The sequence below is a fragment of the Nocardia sp. BSTN01 genome (assembly GCF_015354405.1).
In the GTDB taxonomy this organism is placed as follows: domain Bacteria; phylum Actinomycetota; class Actinomycetes; order Mycobacteriales; family Mycobacteriaceae; genus Nocardia.
In genome coordinates this window covers 41,873-62,610 of record NZ_JADKYP010000024.1, presented here as the reverse complement: position 1 = coordinate 62,610, position 20,738 = coordinate 41,873, and the positions used below count along the sequence as shown (strand labels likewise).

General features: G+C 68.3%; 21 protein-coding genes. 13 read left to right on the top strand and 8 right to left on the bottom strand.

Going from position 1 to position 20,738, the window contains the following annotated elements:
* The first annotated feature begins 316 nt into the window (after nucleotides 1-316).
* From IRT45_RS20295 to IRT45_RS20285, 3 genes are all read left to right on the top strand, one after another.
* On the top strand, nucleotides 317-1,063 hold the full coding sequence (locus IRT45_RS20295) for a hypothetical protein (RefSeq protein ID WP_194807414.1): 747 nt from the start codon (nucleotides 317-319) through the stop codon (nucleotides 1,061-1,063).
* A gap of 107 nt (nucleotides 1,064-1,170) precedes the next feature.
* A complete protein-coding gene (locus IRT45_RS20290) occupies nucleotides 1,171-1,569 on the top strand; it encodes a BlaI/MecI/CopY family transcriptional regulator (protein WP_194807413.1) in 399 nt (132 codons plus the stop codon).
* Nucleotides 1,566-2,561: a M56 family metallopeptidase gene (locus IRT45_RS20285; RefSeq protein WP_194807412.1), complete on the top strand. Its 996-nt coding sequence runs from the start codon at nucleotides 1,566-1,568 to the stop codon at nucleotides 2,559-2,561. The genes IRT45_RS20290 and IRT45_RS20285 overlap by 4 nt, the downstream gene beginning before the upstream one ends.
* Nucleotides 2,562-2,613: 52 nt before the next feature.
* Here IRT45_RS20285 and IRT45_RS20280 read toward each other — a convergent pair whose 3' ends face one another.
* Entirely contained in the window at nucleotides 2,614-3,240 is a 627-nt protein-coding gene (locus IRT45_RS20280; protein ID WP_194807411.1) for a hypothetical protein, read from the bottom strand.
* A 56-nt stretch (nucleotides 3,241-3,296) separates the two neighbouring features.
* On the bottom strand, nucleotides 3,297-4,277 hold the full coding sequence (locus tag IRT45_RS20275; protein WP_194807410.1) for a YafY family protein: 981 nt from the start codon (nucleotides 4,275-4,277) through the stop codon (nucleotides 3,297-3,299).
* A gap of 168 nt (nucleotides 4,278-4,445) precedes the next feature.
* On the opposite strand from IRT45_RS20275, the gene IRT45_RS20270 reads away from it, so the two are divergent.
* From IRT45_RS20270 to IRT45_RS20260, 3 genes are all read left to right on the top strand, one after another.
* On the top strand, nucleotides 4,446-5,240 hold the full coding sequence (locus tag IRT45_RS20270) for a dienelactone hydrolase family protein (protein ID WP_194807409.1): 795 nt from the start codon (nucleotides 4,446-4,448) through the stop codon (nucleotides 5,238-5,240).
* Between the two features lie 4 nt (nucleotides 5,241-5,244).
* Nucleotides 5,245-6,111, top strand: a complete 867-nt coding sequence (locus IRT45_RS20265; protein ID WP_194807408.1) for an alpha/beta fold hydrolase — start codon at nucleotides 5,245-5,247, stop codon at nucleotides 6,109-6,111.
* Nucleotides 6,112-6,280: 169 nt separating this feature from the next.
* The gene (locus IRT45_RS20260) at nucleotides 6,281-6,829 is read left to right on the top strand and encodes a GrpB family protein (RefSeq protein ID WP_194807407.1); all 549 of its coding nucleotides are present in this window, start codon (nucleotides 6,281-6,283) and stop codon (nucleotides 6,827-6,829) included.
* Nucleotides 6,830-6,920: 91 nt separating this feature from the next.
* On the opposite strand, the gene IRT45_RS20255 is transcribed toward IRT45_RS20260, so the two are convergent.
* On the bottom strand, nucleotides 6,921-7,283 hold the full coding sequence (locus IRT45_RS20255) for a GFA family protein (protein WP_194807406.1): 363 nt from the start codon (nucleotides 7,281-7,283) through the stop codon (nucleotides 6,921-6,923).
* Between the two features lie 98 nt (nucleotides 7,284-7,381).
* Nucleotides 7,382-8,578 carry a hypothetical protein gene (locus tag IRT45_RS20250; protein ID WP_194807405.1) on the bottom strand — a complete coding sequence of 399 codons (1,197 nt, stop codon included), beginning with the start codon at nucleotides 8,576-8,578 and terminating at the stop codon, nucleotides 7,382-7,384.
* Nucleotides 8,579-8,751: 173 nt separating this feature from the next.
* On the opposite strand from IRT45_RS20250, the gene IRT45_RS20245 reads away from it, so the two are divergent.
* Nucleotides 8,752-9,561 carry a metalloregulator ArsR/SmtB family transcription factor gene (locus IRT45_RS20245; protein ID WP_194807404.1) on the top strand — a complete coding sequence of 270 codons (810 nt, stop codon included), beginning with the start codon at nucleotides 8,752-8,754 and terminating at the stop codon, nucleotides 9,559-9,561.
* Nucleotides 9,562-9,589: 28 nt separating this feature from the next.
* Nucleotides 9,590-10,183: a dihydrofolate reductase family protein gene (locus IRT45_RS20240; RefSeq protein WP_194807403.1), complete on the top strand. Its 594-nt coding sequence runs from the start codon at nucleotides 9,590-9,592 to the stop codon at nucleotides 10,181-10,183.
* A gap of 13 nt (nucleotides 10,184-10,196) precedes the next feature.
* On the opposite strand, the gene IRT45_RS20235 is transcribed toward IRT45_RS20240, so the two are convergent.
* Nucleotides 10,197-11,237, bottom strand: a complete 1,041-nt coding sequence (locus tag IRT45_RS20235) for an alpha/beta hydrolase family protein (protein WP_228534657.1) — start codon at nucleotides 11,235-11,237, stop codon at nucleotides 10,197-10,199.
* 299 nt (nucleotides 11,238-11,536) lie between these two features.
* On the opposite strand from IRT45_RS20235, the gene IRT45_RS20230 reads away from it, so the two are divergent.
* Nucleotides 11,537-12,574 (top strand): alpha/beta hydrolase family protein, encoded by a 1,038-nt coding sequence (locus IRT45_RS20230; RefSeq protein ID WP_194807442.1) that lies wholly within the window; start codon nucleotides 11,537-11,539, stop codon nucleotides 12,572-12,574.
* A gap of 75 nt (nucleotides 12,575-12,649) precedes the next feature.
* Entirely contained in the window at nucleotides 12,650-13,837 is a 1,188-nt protein-coding gene (locus tag IRT45_RS20225) for an AI-2E family transporter (RefSeq protein WP_194807402.1), read from the top strand.
* 4 nt (nucleotides 13,838-13,841) lie between these two features.
* On the opposite strand, the gene IRT45_RS20220 is transcribed toward IRT45_RS20225, so the two are convergent.
* The gene (locus IRT45_RS20220; RefSeq protein WP_309241068.1) at nucleotides 13,842-15,089 is read right to left on the bottom strand and encodes a helix-turn-helix domain-containing protein; all 1,248 of its coding nucleotides are present in this window, start codon (nucleotides 15,087-15,089) and stop codon (nucleotides 13,842-13,844) included.
* Nucleotides 15,090-15,459: 370 nt separating this feature from the next.
* On the opposite strand from IRT45_RS20220, the gene IRT45_RS20215 reads away from it, so the two are divergent.
* Nucleotides 15,460-16,071 (top strand): dihydrofolate reductase family protein, encoded by a 612-nt coding sequence (locus tag IRT45_RS20215; protein WP_194807401.1) that lies wholly within the window; start codon nucleotides 15,460-15,462, stop codon nucleotides 16,069-16,071.
* 166 nt (nucleotides 16,072-16,237) lie between these two features.
* Complete coding sequence (locus IRT45_RS20210; RefSeq protein WP_194807400.1) at nucleotides 16,238-16,669, top strand: Ohr family peroxiredoxin; 432 nt, start codon at nucleotides 16,238-16,240, stop codon at nucleotides 16,667-16,669.
* 59 nt (nucleotides 16,670-16,728) lie between these two features.
* On the opposite strand, the gene IRT45_RS20205 is transcribed toward IRT45_RS20210, so the two are convergent.
* A complete protein-coding gene (locus IRT45_RS20205) occupies nucleotides 16,729-18,225 on the bottom strand; it encodes an NAD(P)/FAD-dependent oxidoreductase (RefSeq protein WP_228534656.1) in 1,497 nt (498 codons plus the stop codon).
* 490 nt (nucleotides 18,226-18,715) lie between these two features.
* Between IRT45_RS20205 and IRT45_RS20200 the strand changes: the two genes are divergently transcribed.
* A complete protein-coding gene (locus IRT45_RS20200) occupies nucleotides 18,716-19,513 on the top strand; it encodes an SAM-dependent methyltransferase (RefSeq protein WP_194807399.1) in 798 nt (265 codons plus the stop codon).
* Nucleotides 19,514-19,520: 7 nt separating this feature from the next.
* On the opposite strand, the gene IRT45_RS20195 is transcribed toward IRT45_RS20200, so the two are convergent.
* A complete protein-coding gene (locus IRT45_RS20195; RefSeq protein ID WP_194807398.1) occupies nucleotides 19,521-20,546 on the bottom strand; it encodes a Gfo/Idh/MocA family oxidoreductase in 1,026 nt (341 codons plus the stop codon).
* Nucleotides 20,547-20,738 lie beyond the last annotated feature (192 nt).

Sequence of the window (20,738 nt, the reverse complement as noted above, 5' to 3'; positions counted from 1 at the left end):
GCCGACGGATACGTACTATTCTCTACTAAATGCGTACGTACATAGTCGAATGGCCGCGACGATGTCCGGAATCCGCTCAACCCATCCGGTTCTCACGTTAAAGGCTTATTACGCAGCTGTATCCGATTGGTTAGCAACATTTCTCAACCGTAAACGTTTTCGCGTCGTACCTTTGCGCGGGTTCGGTACTCGTTAATCTCGGTTCGCGCGGTCCGGATAATCCGGATCTCGCACCGGCAGCGGATAATTCGGCAATTCTCCCTCTGGAATTCCCGATCGCTCGCCGCCTTATCCGATCGACCACGATGAGGATCCGATGAACAAGACCACCCGTTTGGTCTCCGGCGCGACCATAGCTCTGATGGTGACCGGTGCCGTAGCCACCACCGCCACCACTGCGAACGCCGCCACCGGCACGCCCGCGGCCCCCGCCGCCGGCGCACCGATCGCCGCCGACCCGTTCACACTGACCACCGAAATCCTTCCGGGCGTGCGCTACACCAGCAATACGCAGGACGGCTCGGTCAACATTCAGACCGGACTGGGCTCGCTCACCACGGTGGGCACCCAGTTCCAGGTCAAGGACGGCAACGGCGCCCTCGTCGCCGGTACCGCCCTGGCCACCTCGCCCAAGGCCGAACAGGCCGCCACCGCACCCGCCTCGCTGCCGGAGACCCAGCAGGCGGCCGCTCAGCAGCCGGCTCCCCAGCCGGCCGCCGTCGAACAGCCGGTCACCTCCGCCCAGCCGATCTACACCCAGGACGAGTTCAACTCCGCCCTGAGCGTGGCCGCCACCCAGTTCGGGCTCGCGACCGGTATCGGCAGCCTCGCCGGCGGCGCGGTGGGCGGCATCACCGGTTGTGTGCTCGGCGCGACGATCGGCTTCGCCCTGGTGCCGGAGTTCTTCCTCGGCAGCGGCGCGGCCGGCTGCCTGGTCGGGGCCGGACTCGGCGCCACCGTCGGACCGCTGATCGGCGCCGCCATCCTCGGCGTCCCGGTCGGTATCGCCAGCGCGGTGCAGATGTACAACACCCTCAACGCACCTGCTCCGGCCGCTTCCTGAAATCGGCTCTCCTCCCTGTGGCCCCGTCGTTGCGACGGGGCCACAGCCGTTCCCGAGGGCTGGGAATGGGTACTATCCCGGTACGTAGTCGATGGTGGAGAGGTGCGATGGCACATCGTTTCGGGGATCTGGAGGCGGTGGTGATGGACCGCATCTGGTCCGCTCCCGACACCATCACCGTGCGGACCGTGTTCGAGGATCTGCTGCGCAGCCGGGAAATCGCCTACACCACGGTCATGACCACCATGGACAATCTGCACCGCAAGGGCTGGCTGGAACGCGAACGCGACGGCAAGGCCTATCGCTATCGAGCGCGCCTGAGCCGCGAACAGTACAGCGCCCAGCTGATGCGCGAGGCACTCGGCGGCGGCCGCTCCGATCTGGTTCTGGCCCATTTCGTCGAGCAGATCTCCGACGACGACACGGCCGCACTGCGCAAGGTGCTGCGCCGCGCGAAATCCCGCAACGCCCACACCGAGCAGCCGGGCAGCGAGGTCGCCGAGTGACCCTCGCGCTGTGCCTGCTGGGTTATTCGGCACTGGTCTGCGTTCTTGGGCCGCCGATCCTGACCCGGCTCACCGCACACGGCAGTGTCCCGGCGCTCGGGGTGCTGGCCTGGCTGACCGCGATCGCCGCCGTCCTCGGCGCGTGGGCGGCCGCCGCGGTGGCTCTGGCCGTGCAGGTCGCCCACACCTGGGATCTGCCGATGGCCCACCTGTTCGACGACTGTGTGGTGGCCGTGCACGCGACCGCCGACGGCAGCCACGGTCCGGTCGCGCAGTTCGCGGCGCTGATCTCGGCGCTCGCGCTGACCGGATTCGTCGCGGTGCGGGGCGTCCGGGTGATCGGTGCGGTGGTGCGCGCGGGGCGCAGCAGCGCCCGGCACGCCCGATCGGCATCGCTCGTCGGGCGGCGACTCGACGACGAGTCCGGTGCGGCCGCGGCGGTGGTCATCGATGCGCCGCAACGGGCGGCCTACTGTGTGGCGGGGCGACCGGGGACGGTCGTGGTGACCAGCGCCGCGGTGGCCGCGCTGGATCGGCCGCAGCTGGCGGCGGTGCTCGCCCACGAGGACGCGCACCTGGCCGGGCGGCATCATCTGATCCGGGCCTCGACCCGGGCACTGACCACAACGCTGCCGCGCATTCCGCTGTTCGCGGCGGCCGACGACCGCATCGCCCAGCTGCTGGAAATGTGCGCCGACGACCGCGCCGCCGGGCGCCACAGTCGCACGGCCGTACTCACCGCGCTGCTCACGCTGTCGGGAGCGACCGGCGATGCCGAGATCCGCTCGCTGCTACCGGATACCGCGCTGGGCACCAGCACACTCGCCGTCGCCGACCGGGTGCACCGGCTGGTGCGCGCCGACTCGCGTACGCGGCAGGCCGGGCGCGGGATTTCGCTCGCGCTGTTCGCGGCTCTCGTCGCCGCGGTACCGGCGTCCGGATATCTGCTGGTGCACTTCGGGATGGCAAGCTGTCTGCCGTTCATCCACTGAAACAGCGACGAGACCGGTTCGCTGCGAACCGGTCCCGCGCACTGTCGTCCGCTCAGTTGTAGAAGGCGCCGAACGACGGGACGGAGATGGTGCCCAGCTGGTACTGGAAACCGTCCGGGTTGGCATCGGAAACCGGGACCGGCCACCGGTGCCAGAGCGTCCCGTACACCGCGGCCACGACCATGCCCGCCCCCGGATCGAAGACCGGCGTGCGGATGGTGGTGTCCACCGGCACGTCGTTGTGTTCGAGCAGGGTTTGGGTGCCGCTGCGCCCGTTCGACATGTTGTACCAGACGACCTGCAGATTCGCCCCGGCCTGGTTCGGGGCGATGGTGCCCGGGCCACCGAAGAAGCCGAGGCGGAAACCGTCGTAGTTCAACGCGATTCCGGACCCGTAGACGCCGGGGCCGGTGCCGCGTCCGATGTCGGATTGGGCGGGAATCTGGAACGGCTGGGCGGGCAGAGCCGCCTGCTCGACGGCCGGACCGGCGGCGAGCAGCCGGTCGATGGCCTGTTCGGCCGCCGGATTCCCGGCCACCGCCGCACGCAGATGCGTGGTCGCCGCGGACCAGTCCACGGCGGTAGGTTCCGCCGCGACGGGACCGGCGAAGACCACGGACGCCGCCGCGGCTGCCGCCGCTGCCGCGGTGAGACGACGGGTGACACTCAGTCGACGCATAACCAGTTCTCCTCGAGTATTCCGGTACAGCTTGCTGAGAAATTGCGTATATCCGGTCACCGTAGCTTTTTCGCCCCCGAACGCGCGGGTGCGGCGCGCTGCAAACGGCCGCCGAGTTCGCGGACATGATCGGCGAGCTCGGGCGGGGAGTCGACGCGGAAGTCGTGGCCGAGCCGCAGCAGTCGCACGACGAGCCATTGCACGGTGTCAGCCTCGGTGCGCAGTCGGCAGGTGTGCTCGTCGACGTCCTCGATCTCGCCGAGCGCACTCGCGGTGGCGCGGACGGTGGCCGCCGCGGCGAACACGGTCACCTCCGCGCGGTACACCGGCGCCATCGAATACAACGAATCGCGTACGTAGGTGGCCGCGTCCTCGGCGGGCAATTCCCGTGCTTCGGTGCGCAAGCCGATCGGCTGCGGATTCTCGATGCGATCGATCCGGAAGATCCGCCAATCGTCGCGCTCGCGATCGAAGGCGACCAGATACCAGCGCTGTCCCGCGGCGACCAGGCGATGCGGGTCGACCAGTCGCCGGGTCCGCGCACCGGAGTTCGAGACGTAACCGAAGCGCAGTTGTTCCCTACCGCCGATGGCGGCCGCCAGCACCGTCAACACGGCGGTGTCGACCGGCGAATCCGATTCGGCGGCAAGGGTTTCGGTGGCCGCGCTCACCGAGCGCACGCGGGCCCGCAGCCGGGCGGGGAGCACCTGTTCGAGTTTGGCCAGCGCTCGCACCGCCGCCTCGTCCGCACCGGGCAACGCATGCGCGGCGACCGTCCGCAGCCCGATCGCGGTGGACACCGCCTCGTGGTCGTCGAGCAGCAGCGGCGGCATCGCCGTCCCCGCCGCCAGCCGATATCCGCCGTACACACCCATCGTCGCCTGCACCGGATAGTCGAGTTCGCGCAGCCGATCGATATCGCGGCGCACGGTCCGGGGGCTGACGCCCAGTCGCTGCGAGAGCTCACTCCCCGACCATTCGCGCGGTGTCTGCAGCAGCGACAGGAGGGTGAGCAGGCGCTGCGTCGTATCGGTCACCGGTCCATTCTCCCGCAGAACTAGGACAGTTTCCGACCGTTATACGCACCGCTCGCCGAGCGCGTGGTCCGCCACGTCGCCGATTCATCACTGGGGACAGCGGCCGGACTGCGGCAGAATGCCTGGGGCGCAACCTGATCGGCAGGTCGCGGCACAGTGGAGGCTGAATTGACCGAGGAAATCGTGGGCCGGCATGCCGAGGTCGAAGTCGACGGTTCACCGATGGCCGTCTATCTGGCACGACCGGCGCGCGGCGGCCGGTTGCCGGTGGTGCTGGTCGGCGCCGAACTGTGGGGTCTGACAGCCGAAGTGCGGGCGGTGGCCGACCGGGTGGCCGCGCTGGGATATGTGGCGGTGGTCGCGAATCTGTATCACCGGTGCGGACCGGAGACCGCTGCCGGACTGGCCGAATCCGACGAGAACCGGGCGCGGGCCTTCGAACTGCTCGGCACGCTCACCCGCGACGGCGTGGAGGCGGATCTGCGCGCGGCCGTGGCCTTCGCGCGCGCACAGGGTGAGGGCGGCGACACCACCGGCGCGCTGGGTTTCAGCCTCGGCGGGCACATCACCTACTTCGCCGCGACCAGACTGGACCTGGACGCCGCGGCGATCTTCTACCCCGGCTGGTTGCCGCTCGCCGGTACCGCGTTGAGCATCCCGGATCCGCTGCTCGCCCACACCTCGTCGATCGTCGAACGCGGTACCCGGCTGCTGCTCCTGCTCGCCGAGCGCGACCATGTGATCGACGCCGAACAGCGCGCCGCTATCGACGCCGCCCTCGCGCAGTCGGGGGCGGATTACGAACTGGTCGTCTACCCCGGTGCGCAGCACGCCTACTTCTTCCCCGGACGTCCCGTGCACGACGCGGCGGCCGCGGCCGATTCCTGGCAGCGCGTGACCGCACTGTTCGCCGCGAAATTGGGATCGGTGCCCGATGAATTTCCGGCACCCGCCTCGTCCTAGAAGCATGCAGACAGAAATCCTCAGCACCCCCGAGGCCGATCTCACCTACGACGTCCGCGGTCCGCTGCCCACCGCCGACGGCCGGGCACCACTGCTCATGGTCGGCCAGCCGATGACGGCCGACGGTTTCGCCACCCTGGCCTCCTACTTCCCCGACCGCACCGTGATCACCTACGACCCACGCGGGCTGGGGCGCAGCGTGCGCAAGGACGGGCGGACCGACAATTCGCCCGTCGTGCAGGCCGGGGATCTGCACGCGCTCATCGAGCGCATCGGCGGCCCCGTGGAGATCTTCGCCAGCAGCGGCGGAGCCGTGACCGCCCTGGCCCTGGTCGCCGCCCACCCCGGCGACGTGACCACCCTCGTCGCGCACGAACCGCCGATCCTGCCGGTGCTGCCCGATGCGGAAGCGGTCCGCCGCGCACAGATCGGCGTGCGAGATGTATACGAGGCCAAGGGATTCGGCGCCGGTATGGCGGCATTCATCGCGATGGCATCGTGGCAGGGCGAATTCACCGAGGACTTCTTCGCCCTCCCCACCCCCGACCCGGCACAGTTCGGAATGCCCACCGAGGACGACGGTTCCCGCGACGACCCGCTGGTCTCGGACCGATCCTGGGCGGTCAGCGGTTACGTCCCCGACGCCCCCGCATTGACGGCGGCCCCCACCCACATCCTCATCGCCGTCGGCGAGGAGACGGGCAACGTCCTCACCGGCCGCACCGCAGCAGCCACAGCCACCCTCCTCGGACAGCAACCGACCGTATTCCCCAGCCATCACAGCGGTTTCGTCGGCGGTGACGTCGGCTACGCGGGGCAGCCGGAGCCATTCGCACAGCGGTTGCGAGAGGTACTCGACACCCACCGGTGATTCGAAAACCGTTCGCGGCGAGCGCTGCCGCCGAACCCGGCGCAGCGCATCGCACCACACCGTCCGCGGCAAGGTACGTTCGAGAACTTGTTGTCCGGTACCAGGAGGTGTGTCTACCGTGCCGTTTCCGCCCGAGGTAACTCAACGGCTGTGCAGTACCCCGGAACAGATGGCCACCGCGTGGGTCGCTGGGACTCCCCCGGCGATCGAACCTGTCGTTCTCGTCCCATACGACCCGCGCTGGCCGCGAATGTTCGACGAGCAAGCGGACGCGATCCGGGAAGTTCTTGCCGGTCAACGGATCACCATCGAGCATGTCGGCAGTACCGCAGTCCCCGGCCTGGCCGCCAAACCGATCATCGACATCGACCTCATCGTGGCCGACTCCGCCGACGAGGCCACCTATGTTCCCCACCTCGAACGCGCCGGATTCCGCCTGGTTCTGCGGGAGCCGTTCTGGCATCAGCACCGCATGCTCACCCGCACCGCCCCGGCAGTGAATCTCCACGTCTTCGGCCCGAACGCGCCCGAGCACATCCGGCATCTGGTCTTCCGGGACTGGCTTCGCACCCACCCCGGCGACCGGGACCTCTATGGAACCGCCAAGCGCGACCTCGCCGCGAAGACCGCAGACACCCCGGCCGACTACAACCTGGCCAAGAACCCGATCATCGATGAAATCTACGCCCGAGCTTTCGACCACGCTGCCCAAAACTGAAGCCGACCAACTGTTTCGCGCATCGACCCGCAGCGGCGGCTGAGAAAGACTCTGCGGGACAGTTCGCAGGGCCTGCCCCGCAAGACCGGTCTCAACTCAACGGCGCCAACCACGGAACGGCGTTGTGCGCAAAGCTCTGCTTGACCGGAATCAGCCCGGAGTGATCGTCCAACGCCGTGATCGTGACGCCCACCAGGCCGGCTTCATCGCCCTTGGACGCGATCGAGGAACCGCACTTCGGACAGAACCCGCGGCAGATCCGCGGGAACGTCTCGAACCAGGTCGGCTCACCACCCGGACCGATCCACTCGAAACCGTTCTCCGGGAAGGACACCCACGACATCACCGGCGCACCCGAGAGCCGCTGACAGTGCTCGCACGAGCACAGGTGTGGAAAATCCGGGTCGCCGGACGCGGAGAACCGGATATTGCCGCAGAGACAGCCGCCGTCCATATCACTCCTTCACGCGCCCGACACCATGCCGGTTCCGAAGCGAACATACGAGAGAGGTCCGACAGAACTTTCCTGGGCGCCAACCCTATCGGCCGTTTTCACGGGTGAGGGAGAATTTCCGGCTGAGCAAGTCTGGCGAGCATTCGGGGGACGTCGGCGCCGGCACGGCTGAAGTTGATGTCGAAGTAGGCGAGCAGGGTTGCCCGTTGCAGGTCGAGGGAACGACTTGCGTCTATCGTGCCGACCGCTCGGGCCTTCTCGGCGGGCTCGAGCAGGCCGGGCGCGGACAGTTGCGGCAGGATGATCTGCTGGTCGCACAGCGACATGTGTCGGGTTCCTGCGATGCGCAGCGGAATCTTCATCCCGGTGTTGGTTTCCCAGCGCGGCTCCCAGCCCGGATTCCCGAACCAGGGTGAGGTGTCGCTGGCCAGCATCAGCAGCGGCCGGTCGAGTCCGTCAGCGGCGACCGAGCCCAGAATCGGCCCATCCAGATCGACACCGGCACGGATACGGGTGTCGTCGTGCATGGCCTGCGCGGTCGTCGACCCGCCCAGTGAGTGACCGAACATCCCCACCTTCGACAGGTCGAGATCCTCGGCCAGATGCTGGGGAAGTTCAGTGTGACCGGGCTGCCGGGCGACCGCGGCCAGCCGGTCGAGGACGAATCGCGTATCGGCGACTCTGGTCGGCAGGAGCACGTCGGGGAGGATGTGTTGCGGGGAATCCAGCGGCACCCGAGTATGTTCGGTGCGTCCATCGGGAAACTGAACCGCGAACGCTTCGTGGGTGTGGTTGATCGCGACCACGATGTAGCCGTGGCTGGCGAGGTCTTCGGCCTGAGCGGTGCTCCATCCGGTCGTATCGTCCATACCGGGTGAATTCAGAAGCACCGGAAACGGCTTTCCGTCAGCGCGGGCCGGCGCGTCCCGCAGGCTGTGACTGTGCGCGAGAGTCCAACTGCCGGAGGGGACTCCGAGTTCAGTGAGGTACTCGGCTTGTTCTTCTCGGCCGCCGGGGGGCATCCATTCCGCGGTCGGTCCCGTCGACCCGTCAGCGGCCGGATACCAGATTTGCACCATCAGTTCACGGCGGCCCGACGTCCACGGATCCGCGCGGTCGGCATCGTCCAGATACCAATCACTCACGCCGACCGGATAATTGCCCGTCGGAGCCGGCAGCGTGACCACCACAGGGCGCTCCGAAGGGGCTGCTTGCGCTGCGCCGACAGGCACGGTGGAGGCCATCGTCGCGGCCGCGACGGCTGCGAACTGCTGTCGTAAACCTCTGCGTTTCATGACAACTCCCCGTTCCTTCACCGTCAGCGGGCAACGCTACAAGACAGCCGGCCGAACGATGGGCCTCGCACGCACGGTCATCGGCGCATCTTTCGCACGTTCGGGGCAGGTCGGCACCGCGACGACCAAGATATTCCTTGACAGGAATATTCTCTTAGATGAATACTTAGCTCATGGATCAGATCTTCTCCGCCTTGGGCGACGGTTCGCGGTGGCGGATCGTCGAGCTGCTGGCCGAGCGGCCTCGCTCGGTGGGGGAGTTGGCGGAGGCGACCGGGTTGCGGCAGCCGCAGACGACCAAACATCTGCAGACGTTGGCGCGGGCGGGGGTGGTCACCGTCTTCCCGTTGGGGCAGCGGCGGGTGTACGCCCTCGAGGTGGGACCGTTGCGTGAGCTGGGGCGGCGGCTGTGTGAGGTGGCGGAGACCGTCGAGGCGCATGCCGGTGAGCGGGATGTGGTTGCCCGGTATCGCGCGGCGATCGACGCGGAAACCGCTGCGGCGCAGCAGGATCGATGGGCGGACGGGCGGACGTTCAGCTTCGAGCGCCTGGTGTCCGCGCCGCGTGACGCCGTGTGGCGGCACTGGGTCGATCCGGATCTGCTGGCGGCCTGGTGGGCGCCGGCGCCGATGCGCATCACCGAATGCCTACTCGAGCCCACACCCGGCGGGCGGGTGGCGCTGGACTATCGCGATCCCGAGGGGCAGCGGTATCGCTCGCAGGGGCGGGTGCTGGCAGCGGAGAAGAACGAGCACCTGGTCTTCGATCTGTCCGTCCTGGATGCCGCGGGCGCGGTGGCCTTCACCGGCCGCTACACCCTCACTCTCACCGAGACCGCCGAGGGAACCCGGCTGCACGTGGCCTTGACCATCACCGACACCACCGTCGACGCGGTCGCGTTCATCGCCGGAATCGAAACCGGTTGGGCCGCAGTCCTCGACAACCTCGCCGACGCCGTCGGCGCATCCACGTCCACCGAATAACAAGACGAAACAACGAAGGAGCCCCACGATGAGCGACACCCGCAGAGTGACCGCCAACCTCAGCATCACCCTCGACGGCCGGTATCACGGCCCCGCCGGTCCGGGCGATATGGGCCCGATCGTGCGCTACGCGACCACCGAGGTCGCGCGCGACCAGATGACCCGGATGCGGGAGAACGCCACGACGGCGGTACTCGGCCGGCTCAACGCGCAGGGTTTCCTGGGCTTCTGGCCCACGGTCGCGGCCGACGACTCCGCCGACCCGCGCGACCGCGGATATGCGAAGTGGCTGGTCGATACGAAGAAGGTGGTGCTGTCCCGGACACTGACCGACGCACCCTGGGACCGCACTCGCATCGTGAACGCCCCGGCCGCCGACGTGATCGCCGACCTGCGCCGCACCGGCAGCGGCGACATCCTGGTCAACAGCAGCGCGAGCGTCATCAAGGATCTGCTCGCCGCCGACCTGCTCGACCGGCTCTACCTCATCGTCTGCCCCGAGATCGCCGGTGGCGGACCCCGTCTGTTCGACGACGGTCTGCCGGCGTCGAATTGGTCGCTCTCCCATCAGGAAACGGGTGAGCTGGGCGAGCTGGCCGTCGTCTACGACCGCGTGCGCTGACCGGGTCGCGCCTTCACCCGCCGAGGGCGTCGGCGAACAGCGGCCAGGAAGTGTGCAGGTCGTCCTGCCAGTAGCCCCAGGAATGGGTGCCGGTCGCCCGGAAATCGAAGGTCGCGGGCACGCCGAGTTGCTGCAGGCGGTCGTGCAACTGGTGGGTGCAGATATTGGTCACCCCTTCGAGGGCCGCGCCGAAGACCAGTTGATACGCGAGTTGTGTCGCGTCGCCGTGCGCGCCCTGGAAGGTGTCGAGTGGTCCCGGGATTCCGGTGCCGGTGGAGACGTAGATCGCGGTGCCGCGCAAGCGATCCGCGTGCAGGTAGGGATCGTTGGCCGCCCACGCCGGATCCGTCGGCGGCCCCCACATGTTCACCGTATTGCCCATCCGATTTCCGACCACGGCGTCGACGATCAACTGGCCCTGCGGATCGCTGGTGCGCACACATCCGGAGTACGAGCCGACCGCCTTGTACAAACCCGGAGCGGCCAGCGCCAGCTGGAAGACCGAGGTCCCCGCCATCGAAATTCCCGCGATCGCGTTCACCCCCGTACCGCTGAAACCGGAATCGATGATCGGCGGCAATTCCTTGGTCAGGAAGGTGCGCCACCGCTGCCGGCCCAGCACCGGGTCGTCGGCGCGCCAGTCGGTGAAGTAGCTGCTGGCTCCACCGAACGGCACCACCACATTGACCTGCTTGTCGGCGAAGAATCCGGCTATATCGGTGCGATCGGACCAACTGCCGTCGCTGATACCGCCGTTGGCGCCGTTGAGCAGATACAGCGTCGGCGCCGGCCGGTCCGGGTCGGCGGCCCGAATCAGTTGTACGCGAGTCACAGTGCGCATCGCCGCCGAGTACACGCCGATATCGAGGATCCGGTCGTCGCGCCGATGGATATCGCTGATGTGCGAACCGTCGGGCGCGGTGACGGTCGCCGGATCGTCGGGATCGGCACCCGCGCGATCGCTCGTGGCGGTGATCGCTGCCGCGATGGTGATCACGGCCGACAGGAAGGCGACGGCACGGGCGATGCGCATTCTCGGCGGACGGCTGACCATCCTTGCACTCCGATCTCGACAGGTGTTCGCGGCACGACTCCCCGACGGCCGACCACAGTCAACGACGCCGGCCCCCGCCCCGGTAGCCGATAGCACGGAATTTGTGGTCATTACCAGATCGGCCGCGCCCGCGCTGGCATACGGGCCAAAGCCGACGCGATGTGATTGTCGCGCAATACGGTACCGGCCTATCGTCGGTGTCAGCGGTTCCGCGGTTTCGTACCCAGGAAAGGCGGCGCGTGAATTCTACTGTCTCACAGAGCTTCCGAACCTCGGCTCGACTGGCCGCAGCGCTGTCGATGACGGCCGGGCTCGCGTGCGGTTCGGCCGCCGCCCAACCACCTGCCGTCCGGCCTCCTGCCGCCGCACCGAATTCGCCTGCCGCCGCCTCGGTTTCGGCCACACAAGCCATCACCGATGCCCGCCCCTCCCCCGACGGTTCCGCCCTCACGACCGCGGCATCCGGTTCGCCGCGAGCCCTCACGGTCACCGTCCACTCCGCGGCGATGAACAGTCCAATCCGCCTGGAGGTCCTTCCGGCGCCCGACCCTTCGCGCCCGGCCCCCACGATGTATCTGCTGAACGGTATCGACGGCGGCGCCGACGGCAACTGGATCAACCGGACCGATACCGCGCAGTTCTTCGCCGACAAACAGGTGAACGTCGTGGTGCCGTTCGGCGGGGCCAGCAGTTACTTCACCGACTGGCGCGCCGACGACCCGGTCCTGGGCCGGCAGCGGTGGACGACGTTCCTGACCGGGGAACTGCCGCCGATCATCGATTCCGGTTTCGGCGGGAACGGCACGAACGCGATCATCGGCATATCCATGGCCGGGACCTCGGTCTTTCAGCTGGCACTGGCCGCCCCGGGCTTGTACCGGGCGATCGGGTCGTACTCGGGCTGCGCACGCACCAGCGATCCGGCCGGTCAGCTCATCGTCGACGCGGTCGTGGGCGGCGGTAGGGGCAATACGGTGAACATGTGGGGGCCGCCGACGGATCCGGCGTGGGCGGCCAACGACCCCTACCTGCACGCGGATCGCTTGCGCGGCACCGCGATCTACGTCTCCACCGGCACCGGAATCCCGGGACCACTCGACACCCTGGACGGTCCCGGAATCCGTTCCAGCCCGGCGAAATTGGCCGATCAGATCCTCGTCGGCGGCGCACTGGAAACCGGCGCGGTCCGCTGCACCCGCGAACTGCGCACCCGACTCACCGAGCTCGCCATCCCCGCCACCCTCGACATGCGTCCCACCGGCACCCATTCGTGGGGCTACTGGCAGGAGGACCTGCACCGGAGCTGGCCGGTATTCGCGCAGGCACTGGGAGTGTGAGCCGACCCGGTTTCGGTACGGTCGCACTCAGCTGGTCCGGCCCGAGCAGGGCGCGCGGGCACTACGCTGCCAAGAATGGGCAGTTCCGCCGATTCGGACGCCGAGCGCGGCCCGCAGGGCGAACCGTCGGTCCCGGAGCCGATCGCGGCAGCCGAACGCGCGGCCTCCGAGTCGGCCGGTGCGCGGCATCCCCACGGGCGGCCGGGCCCGCGGTTCGACCGGAATTCTCCGTTCGTGATCGGCGTGACCGGCGGCCTCGGCGTACTCCTCGCGATCGGCATCGTGCAGATGCTGGCGACCGCACGACAGGCCCTCGTCCTGGTGGGCGTCGCGCTGTTCCTGGCGATCGGCATCGAGCCCGTGGTCGCGTGGCTGCATCGGCACCGGCTGCCGCGCTGGGCGGCGGTGGCCGTCGTATTCGGTTGTGCCACACTGCTCGTCGCCGGATTCCTGGCCGCGGCCATCACACCGCTGATCATCCAGGGCGGCGATCTGGTCGACCACGCCACCGACCAGCTGCACGATTTGGAGAACCAGTACCCGCTGATCCGATCGTGGTCGCAGCGATTGCACCTGGATCAGGAACTTCAACACGGGCTCACCGACAACCCCTCGCTGCGGCACGGCCTGCTCGGCGCCGGTGAGCGGGTCTTCGGCGCGTTGGCCAGCGCGTTGATCGTCGCGGTGCTGACCATCTACTTCTCGGCGAATTTCCCGCGGATACGACACAGCCTGTACCGGTTCTTCCCGCAGTCGCGCCGGCCCCGCGCCATCCTGCTCGGCGACGCCATCTTCGCCAAGGTCGGCGGATACGTCCTGGGCAACCTGGTGATCTCGCTGATCACCGCGATCGCCACCTTCGTCTGGCTGACGGTGTTCTCGGTGCCGTACCCGCTGATCCTCTCGGTGCTGGTGGCCCTGCTGGACCTGGTTCCGCTGGTCGGCTCGACGGTCGCCGGGCTGATCATCACCGCCGTCGCGCTGACCGTTTCGCTGCCGGTCAGCATCGCCACGGCGGGATTCTTCCTCGCGATGCGGCTGCTGGAGGACTATCTGCTCGTGCCGCGCATCATGGATCGCACCGTCCGAGTGCCGGCGGTGGTCACGGTGGTGGCGATCATTCTGGGCGGCGCGCTGCTCGGCATCCTCGGCGCGCTGCTGGCGATACCGTGCGCCGCCGCGGTCCTGCTGATCGTGCAGGAGGTGGTGTACCCGCACCTGGACGGCACCACCGACCGGCCACCGACCGGCCCCGACGCGTGACGGGTCAGGCGGGCCGGCGCGCCGGCGTCGACGCCTCGCGGTCGGCGATGCTGAGCCGCGCGATCAATGCCGAACGCAGATACCACAATCCGGTGGTGCGCGACGGGTCGAACCCGGTCAGCTGGCCGATGCGGCGCAGCCGGTAGTCGATGGTGTTCGGATGGATACACAACTGCCGCGCGGCGCGTTGCCGGTTGAGGTCGGTGTTGAAGAACACGTGCAGCGTTTCCAGCAGTTCGGGGTGGTCGTCCAGCGGCGCGAGGCGGGCATCGAGAATGTCGCGGCCGATCCCGGGCCGGGTGAGCTGATAGTGCAGCGCGAGTTCGGCGAAGCGATGGACACCGGGCCCGCGTCCGAGGCGGCGCACCGTGTCGAGCAGATCGTGGGCCTGTTGCGCCGCGGCCGGGACCTCGGCCGCGGCGGCGCCCACCACCGCGGCGGTCAGCGGCACCCCGGCCAGCTCCGACAGCTGGGCTACGAGGTCGTCCAATTCCGTTTCGGTGCAAGCCGTTTCGGGGACCAGCACGGTGCCGCCGTCGACCGACAGCATGGCGAGCGGCTGGTTGCGCAGCAGTTTCGCCAGCGCGGCCTGCACCCGCCGCAGCTTGCGGCGCGCGACCACGTTCCGGTCCAGCCGCGGATGCGTCTCGTCGGGGTGCGGCGGAATCCACAGCGCGAGAACGTGATACCGCTCGGCGATCCGGATCCCGCATTCGCGCGCCATCTTCGTGGTGGCGTGCCCGCCGAGCAGCGCCGAGGTGAGCGTGTGCACGGCGGTGTGATGCTCCACGGCGTCGGCCCGGCGCTCCTGGACATAGGCCTTGCTGACCGTCGCGGTGATGAGATCCAGCAGTTCCAGCGCCGTGGCGGTGCCCTTGACGACGAGTTCGGCATCGCCGGCCTGGGCACGGGCGAACAGCAGGTCCAGTCCGGCCTTGAATCCTTCGTGGACCGCGTGCACGACCACGTCGATCGGGATGCCGGCGCGGCACCAGCGCGCGGCCGCGGCCCGCAGGCGATCGGTGCGTTCGGGAAGATCCCCGCCGTTGACCCGGCGGATCGACCATTCCACACAGATCCGCGCGACCGCCGACACGTCACCGGACATCACGTCGGCGGGCAGGGTGGTGAACGGCGCCACGGATCCGCCGAGGTGTAGGACCAGTTCCCGGGACATGGCCTGCGCATCCCGCATGGACAGCGAGGTGGCGCGGCCTGCGCGCTCAGCACCGACTGTGCTTGCTGTAGTCACTTTGACCTCCTTGTCACGGACCGGATTCGCAGCCTTCGCGAGATCTGCCGGATCGGTGATCGGGCGATATCGACACCGCCCGATCACCGGCCGTATGTGTTACCTGATGGAACGGTAATGCGAGCCTCCGCTCACCTTCTACTCCGTTTTGGACATATTCGATACCGCACGGCATGGCGTCTGACCTGGTCGAATAGGCGACAGCATGGGACGAACGGGATATTTACCGACAAAATATGGGGAACCGCTCACTTTTTGCTCCGTTCCCGCCGCCGCGTCCGCCTCCGCGGCGCTTTCTCCGGCAGCGATGAGTTCGGCGCGCTCGCGCCGTCGGATTGTGCAACAGGGACTTTCGGATCCAGGAGACATCATGCGCACCATCACGGCCGGCTTGTTCATCGCTCTCGACGGCGTCGTCGAGAACCCGCAGGACTGGCACTTTCCGTACTACAACGACGAGATGGGCGCGGCGGTCGATGCCCAGCTCGGCGCCGCCGACACCCTGCTGCTGGGGCGCACGACCTACGACAGCTTCGCCGGCGCCTGGCCGGAACGCGAGGCCGCGGGCGGGCCGGACGCCGATTTCGGCCGCAAGCTGGGCGATGCCCGCAAAATCGTGGTGTCGCGCAGCGACCACACCTTCACCTGGCGCAATTCCGAAGTGCTGCAGGGTGATCTGATCGCCGGGGTGACGGCGTTGAAGCGGGAACCCGGCGGCGATATCGCCATGTCCGGCTCGGTATCGGTGGTGCGGGCACTGCTCGGCGCGGGCCTGCTCGACGAACTGCATCTGCTGGTGCATCCGATCGCGGTACGGTCCGGCATGCGCCTGTTCGACGACGCCGACGCCACCCTCCCCCTCACTCTGCTGCGCTCGAGCACCTTCCGCACCGGCGTCGTCCACCTCGTCTACGGGCCCGGGCGCCACCTCGAGGGCGACTACGACCAGGCCAAGCAACATCTGGCGCACGACGAGGACTGACCGCGACCGGGTGACGTACACCGATTGCGTCACCCGACGGGCGCGACGGCGCGACCCGGCGACCTACCGTCTCGGTACGACGTTCGACCTCTCGCGAAACCGGCAGCAGCACAGGGCTTTCCGCTGCCGATGAGTGGTCGTGACTCGCTACCGAAAGGATCTTGCCATGGCCGACATCACCTACACCGCAGTCGCGACCTCCACCGCCGAGGGCCGCAACGGCGGTCGCGCCACCTCCGACGACGGCGCATTGGACATCACCCTGGCCGTCCCGAAGGCGCTCGGCGGCGCGGGCGGTGGCAGCAATCCCGAGCAGCTGTTCGCCGCGGGCTGGGCCTCATGCTTCGTCGGCGCGGTCCGGCGGGTGGCAGCGGCGAAGAAGGTGACGCCGAAGGATCTGGCCGTGGTCGCCGAGGTGACCCTGCACCACGACACCGAGCGCGACGAGTTCCGGCTCAGCGCCGCATTGCATCTGGAAGCGTCCGGGATCGATCAGCAGACCGCGGACGAGCTCGTCGCGGGCGCTCATCTGATCTGCCCGTATTCCAAGACCACTCGCGGCAATATCGAGGTCGAACTCGACGCCACCGTGGCATGACCGAAAGACCGCCCAGCGCAGAGGCTTTCGCGCCGGGCGGTCCTTTCACGCGGGCCGGATCAGGCGCCGACCACTTCGGCGGTGGCGGTGTGGTGCACCGGCGCGAAGCTCAGCGCAGGCGGGCGACGCAGCATCCGGGCATAGGTGCGCACGGAGGCGGGCCAGGGATTGGTGATCGCACCGCTGTCGTGGGTGTACCAGCTCGGCACATCCGTCGACCACACCGTGGTCGCGAGCGCGTCGGCCAGCCATTCCCGATGCGCCGCCATCGCGTCGGCGCGCACCTCGATCGCCGCCGCGCCGATCTCGTCGCGCCAGCGCAGGCAGCGCATGATGTAGGAGATCTGATGCTCCTTCATCGTGGGATTGCTGCCCGCCGGGGTGAACGAGTTGGGTCCGGCGATGAGGAAGGCGTTGGGAAATCCCGGCACGGCCAGGCCCATGAAGGCATCCGGTCCCGAACGCCATCGATCCCGCAGGGACCGGCCGCCGCGGCCGCGCACGGTGATCGGGGCGAGGAATTCGGAGGCGCGGAAACCCGTCGCGTAGACGATGACGTCGGCATCGTAGCGTCCGCCGTCGGCGGTCAGGATGCCGTCGGGGGTGATGCGAGCGATCGCGGCGGTGGCCAGGTCCACGTTGTCGCGGCGCAACGTGCGATAGAAGTGACTGTCGAACACGATCCGCTTGGCGCCGATCGGATAGTCCGGGGTGAGGCGGCCGCGCAGCACCGGATCGGCGATGCTCCGTCGAAGGTACTGCCGCGCTGCCCATTCCGCGGGCCGGGCGGGCCATCGGCGGTGCATCATCGGCGCCAGCAGTGAGTCGGCGGCCTGGTGCAAACCCCAGCGGTAGGCGCGCTGCGCCCCGGGCAGCCGGAGTGCCGCACGGGTCGCCGGGCCGAATTCGGGAGCCGGTTTGGGCAGGATCCACTGCGGCGTGCGCTGGAATATCCGTACGGATGCGGCGGTGTCGGCGAGCGTCGGCAGACATTGCGCCGCACTGGATCCGGTGCCGATCAGGGCGATCCGCCGGCCGCGCAGAGCCGCGGCGTGGTCCCAGTCGGCGGTGTGGAACGACGCGCCGCCGAATTCGTCGCGGCCCGGGATCTCCGGAATATTCGGCCGATGCAATTGGCCGACGGCGAAGATCACGATATCGGCGGTGAGCCGAATCCCGTTCGCGGTCCGTAGTTCCCAGCGCGCCTCCGGTTCCGAGTATGTCGCCTCGGTGACGGCGGTGCCGGTGCGCAGGTGGGCGGGTAGGCCCTCGGCGGCGGCGACGGACCGTAGATATTCCAAGGTCCGGCGGCGGCCCGGAAAACGGACGGCCGTATCGCGATACGGCGCGAACGAGAATGAATACATGTGCGCCGGTACGTCACAGTTGCACCCCGGGTACGTGTTGTCTCGCCACACGCCACCCAATTCGGACGACTCCTCCAGGATGACGAAATCATCCATTCCCGCGCGCCGCAGCGCCGCTCCCATGCCGATCCCCCCGAATCCGGAACCGACGACGACCACTGTGCTGTGCAAGCCCTCTACCACCTCCATGTGAGAAGAGATATCCAGTAACCGATCGGCAACCTTACGTCCTGAGGCAAGGAAATCGTAAAACCACGCCAGCGCAGACCGAATGGGACGCGTCGATTCGACGCGCCTATTTGGACAACATTCCAGATTGGACGCTTGATTAGTATTGAGGGACACCAGGCTTCCGCCATCGAAAGCGAGAGCGAGAGCGAACGCCACCCGACGGTCGACCCGCCACAAGAGCTGATTTAGCACATTTTCAGCTAACTTACACGAGCGGCGCTGTCCCCCCTGTGGGACCGCGAGACCTCCCCGAATACCTTTGCCGCACACCAGCCACCGGACATATCCGCTCGAGCCGCACACTCGTACCCGCGGGCCGGTTCCGAATATTTCGGCCCTGCAACATGTTCCGCACCACCGCCGCAGGGAGGTCTATACTCGCGTAGTTCGCACCGACGAGATGCCGCGCGGTTCGGCGGCGCCCACACCTACGGGGAGCTCAGCACTTATGGCTATCGACGATCCGGCGCAGATCCGCACCGATATCCCGCACTCGGCGCGCATCTGGAATTTCTGGATGGGCGGCAAGGACAATTACGAGGTCGACCGCGCCGTCGGTGAGGCGAGTCTGCAGATCGATCCCGATATCGCGACCATGGCGGTGCAGTCGCGGCAATTCCTGATCCGGGCGGTGCGCCATCTGGCCGGCGAGGCCGGAATCCGGCAATTCCTCGATATAGGAACCGGTTTGCCGACGATGCAGAACACCCACGAGGTGGCGCAGAGTGTCGCTCCCGACGCCAAGGTCGTCTACGTCGACCACGACCCGCTGGTCCTCGCGCACGCCCGCGCGCTGCTCACCAGCACCACTCCGGAGGGCGTGACCACCTACGTCAACGCCGATTTCCACGAGCCGGAGAAGATCATCGCCGAGGCGGAGGCCATCCTGGATCTGCAGGAGCCGGTGGCCGTCATGTTCATGGGCGTCCTCGGCCACGCCCGCAGCTACGAAGACATGCTGCGCATCGTGCGCACGGTGCTGGCGGCGGTCTCCTCCGGCAGCTACCTGGTGCTCTGGGACGGCACCGACGACAGTCAGCCCTATGTCGACCTGTGCGCGGAATACGCGAAAACCGGTGGCACGCCGTACTATCCGCGCACCCGCGCCGAGATCGCCGCCGCCTTCGACGGACTCGAGCTCGTCGAGCCCGGCTTCACCTGCATCACGCAGTGGCTGCCCGACTCGCGCGAGGTCGGCCGCACCGCCGAGATCGCGGCCTACGGCGGCGTCGCCCGCAAACCCTGACAGCCGCTCATCCAGCTGCCGCCTGCTCGATGATGCGCAGGGCCGCAACGGCATCGGCGGGGTCCACCGGCGGTTCGGCGCCGTCGAGCAGGGCGGCGGCAACCCCGGAGTAGAAGTCCGGATAGGCGCCGGGTTCGCTGGGGGTCGGGCGCAGCTCGCCCTCGGCGCCGAGCTGACCCCAGTCGACGGGATCGACACTCCCCCACGGCTGCCCGTCGCCGGGACGACGACCGGCCCGCAGTGCCGCCTCCTGCGGGTCCAGCCCGTAACAGACGTAACCGGCCTCGGAGCCGAGCACCCGGAAGCGCGGACCCAGCTGGGGCGCAACGGCGCTCATCCAGAGATGCGACCGCACGCCCGAGGCATGGGTGAGCGCCACGAAGACATCGTCGTCGGCCCGCACGCCGGGGCGGCGGGCGTCGAGTTCGCTGTAGACGTCCTCGACCGGGCCGAACAGGACGAGCGCCTGGTCGATCAGATGACTGCCCAGGTCGTAGAGGATGCCGGCGCCTTCGTCGGCGCCACCGACCTCTCGCCACCCGCCCTTGATCTCCGGCCGCCAGCGCTCGAAGCGGGATTCGAAACGGCGCACCTGCCCCAGGGCGCCGTCGGTAATCAGTCGGCGCACCGTGCGAAAGTCGCTGTCCCAGCGCCGATTCTGAAATACCGTCAGCATGGTGCCGGCCCGCCAGGCGGCCTCGATCATCGCCTCACCCTCGGCGGCGGTCAGGGCGAAGGGTTTGTCGACCACCACCGGCAGCCCCGCCGCCACCGCGCGCAGCGTCAGGGAGCTGTGGGTGCGATTCGGGCTCGCGATCACCACCAGATCGATATCCGTTGCGGCGCCGAATAGTTCGTCGGCCGTGGCGAATACCCGCGCGCCGGGATGTTCCTCGCGCGCCTGGTCGGCCCGCTCCGGCGAGGAGGTCACCACCGCGGCCAGGCGGAGCCGGGGGTCGGCGGCGATCAGCGGGGCGTGGAACACCGCCCCGGACAACCCGTATCCGATCACCGCAACATTCACCTGCGCCATCGCCACTCCTCGATTCGACCGCACGCGCGGGCCGACCATCACACCCGCGAGTGGCCGGTGCCCGGCCCGCGACCATCACAACACGGCCGCGCACTTCGGCGCGGGGACGACGGCCCCGACACTCCGATCACCGCTTCCCGGCTCCGGCAGCCGATTCGGAGTCGGCGGACTCGGCGGAGTCGAAGTCGGCGG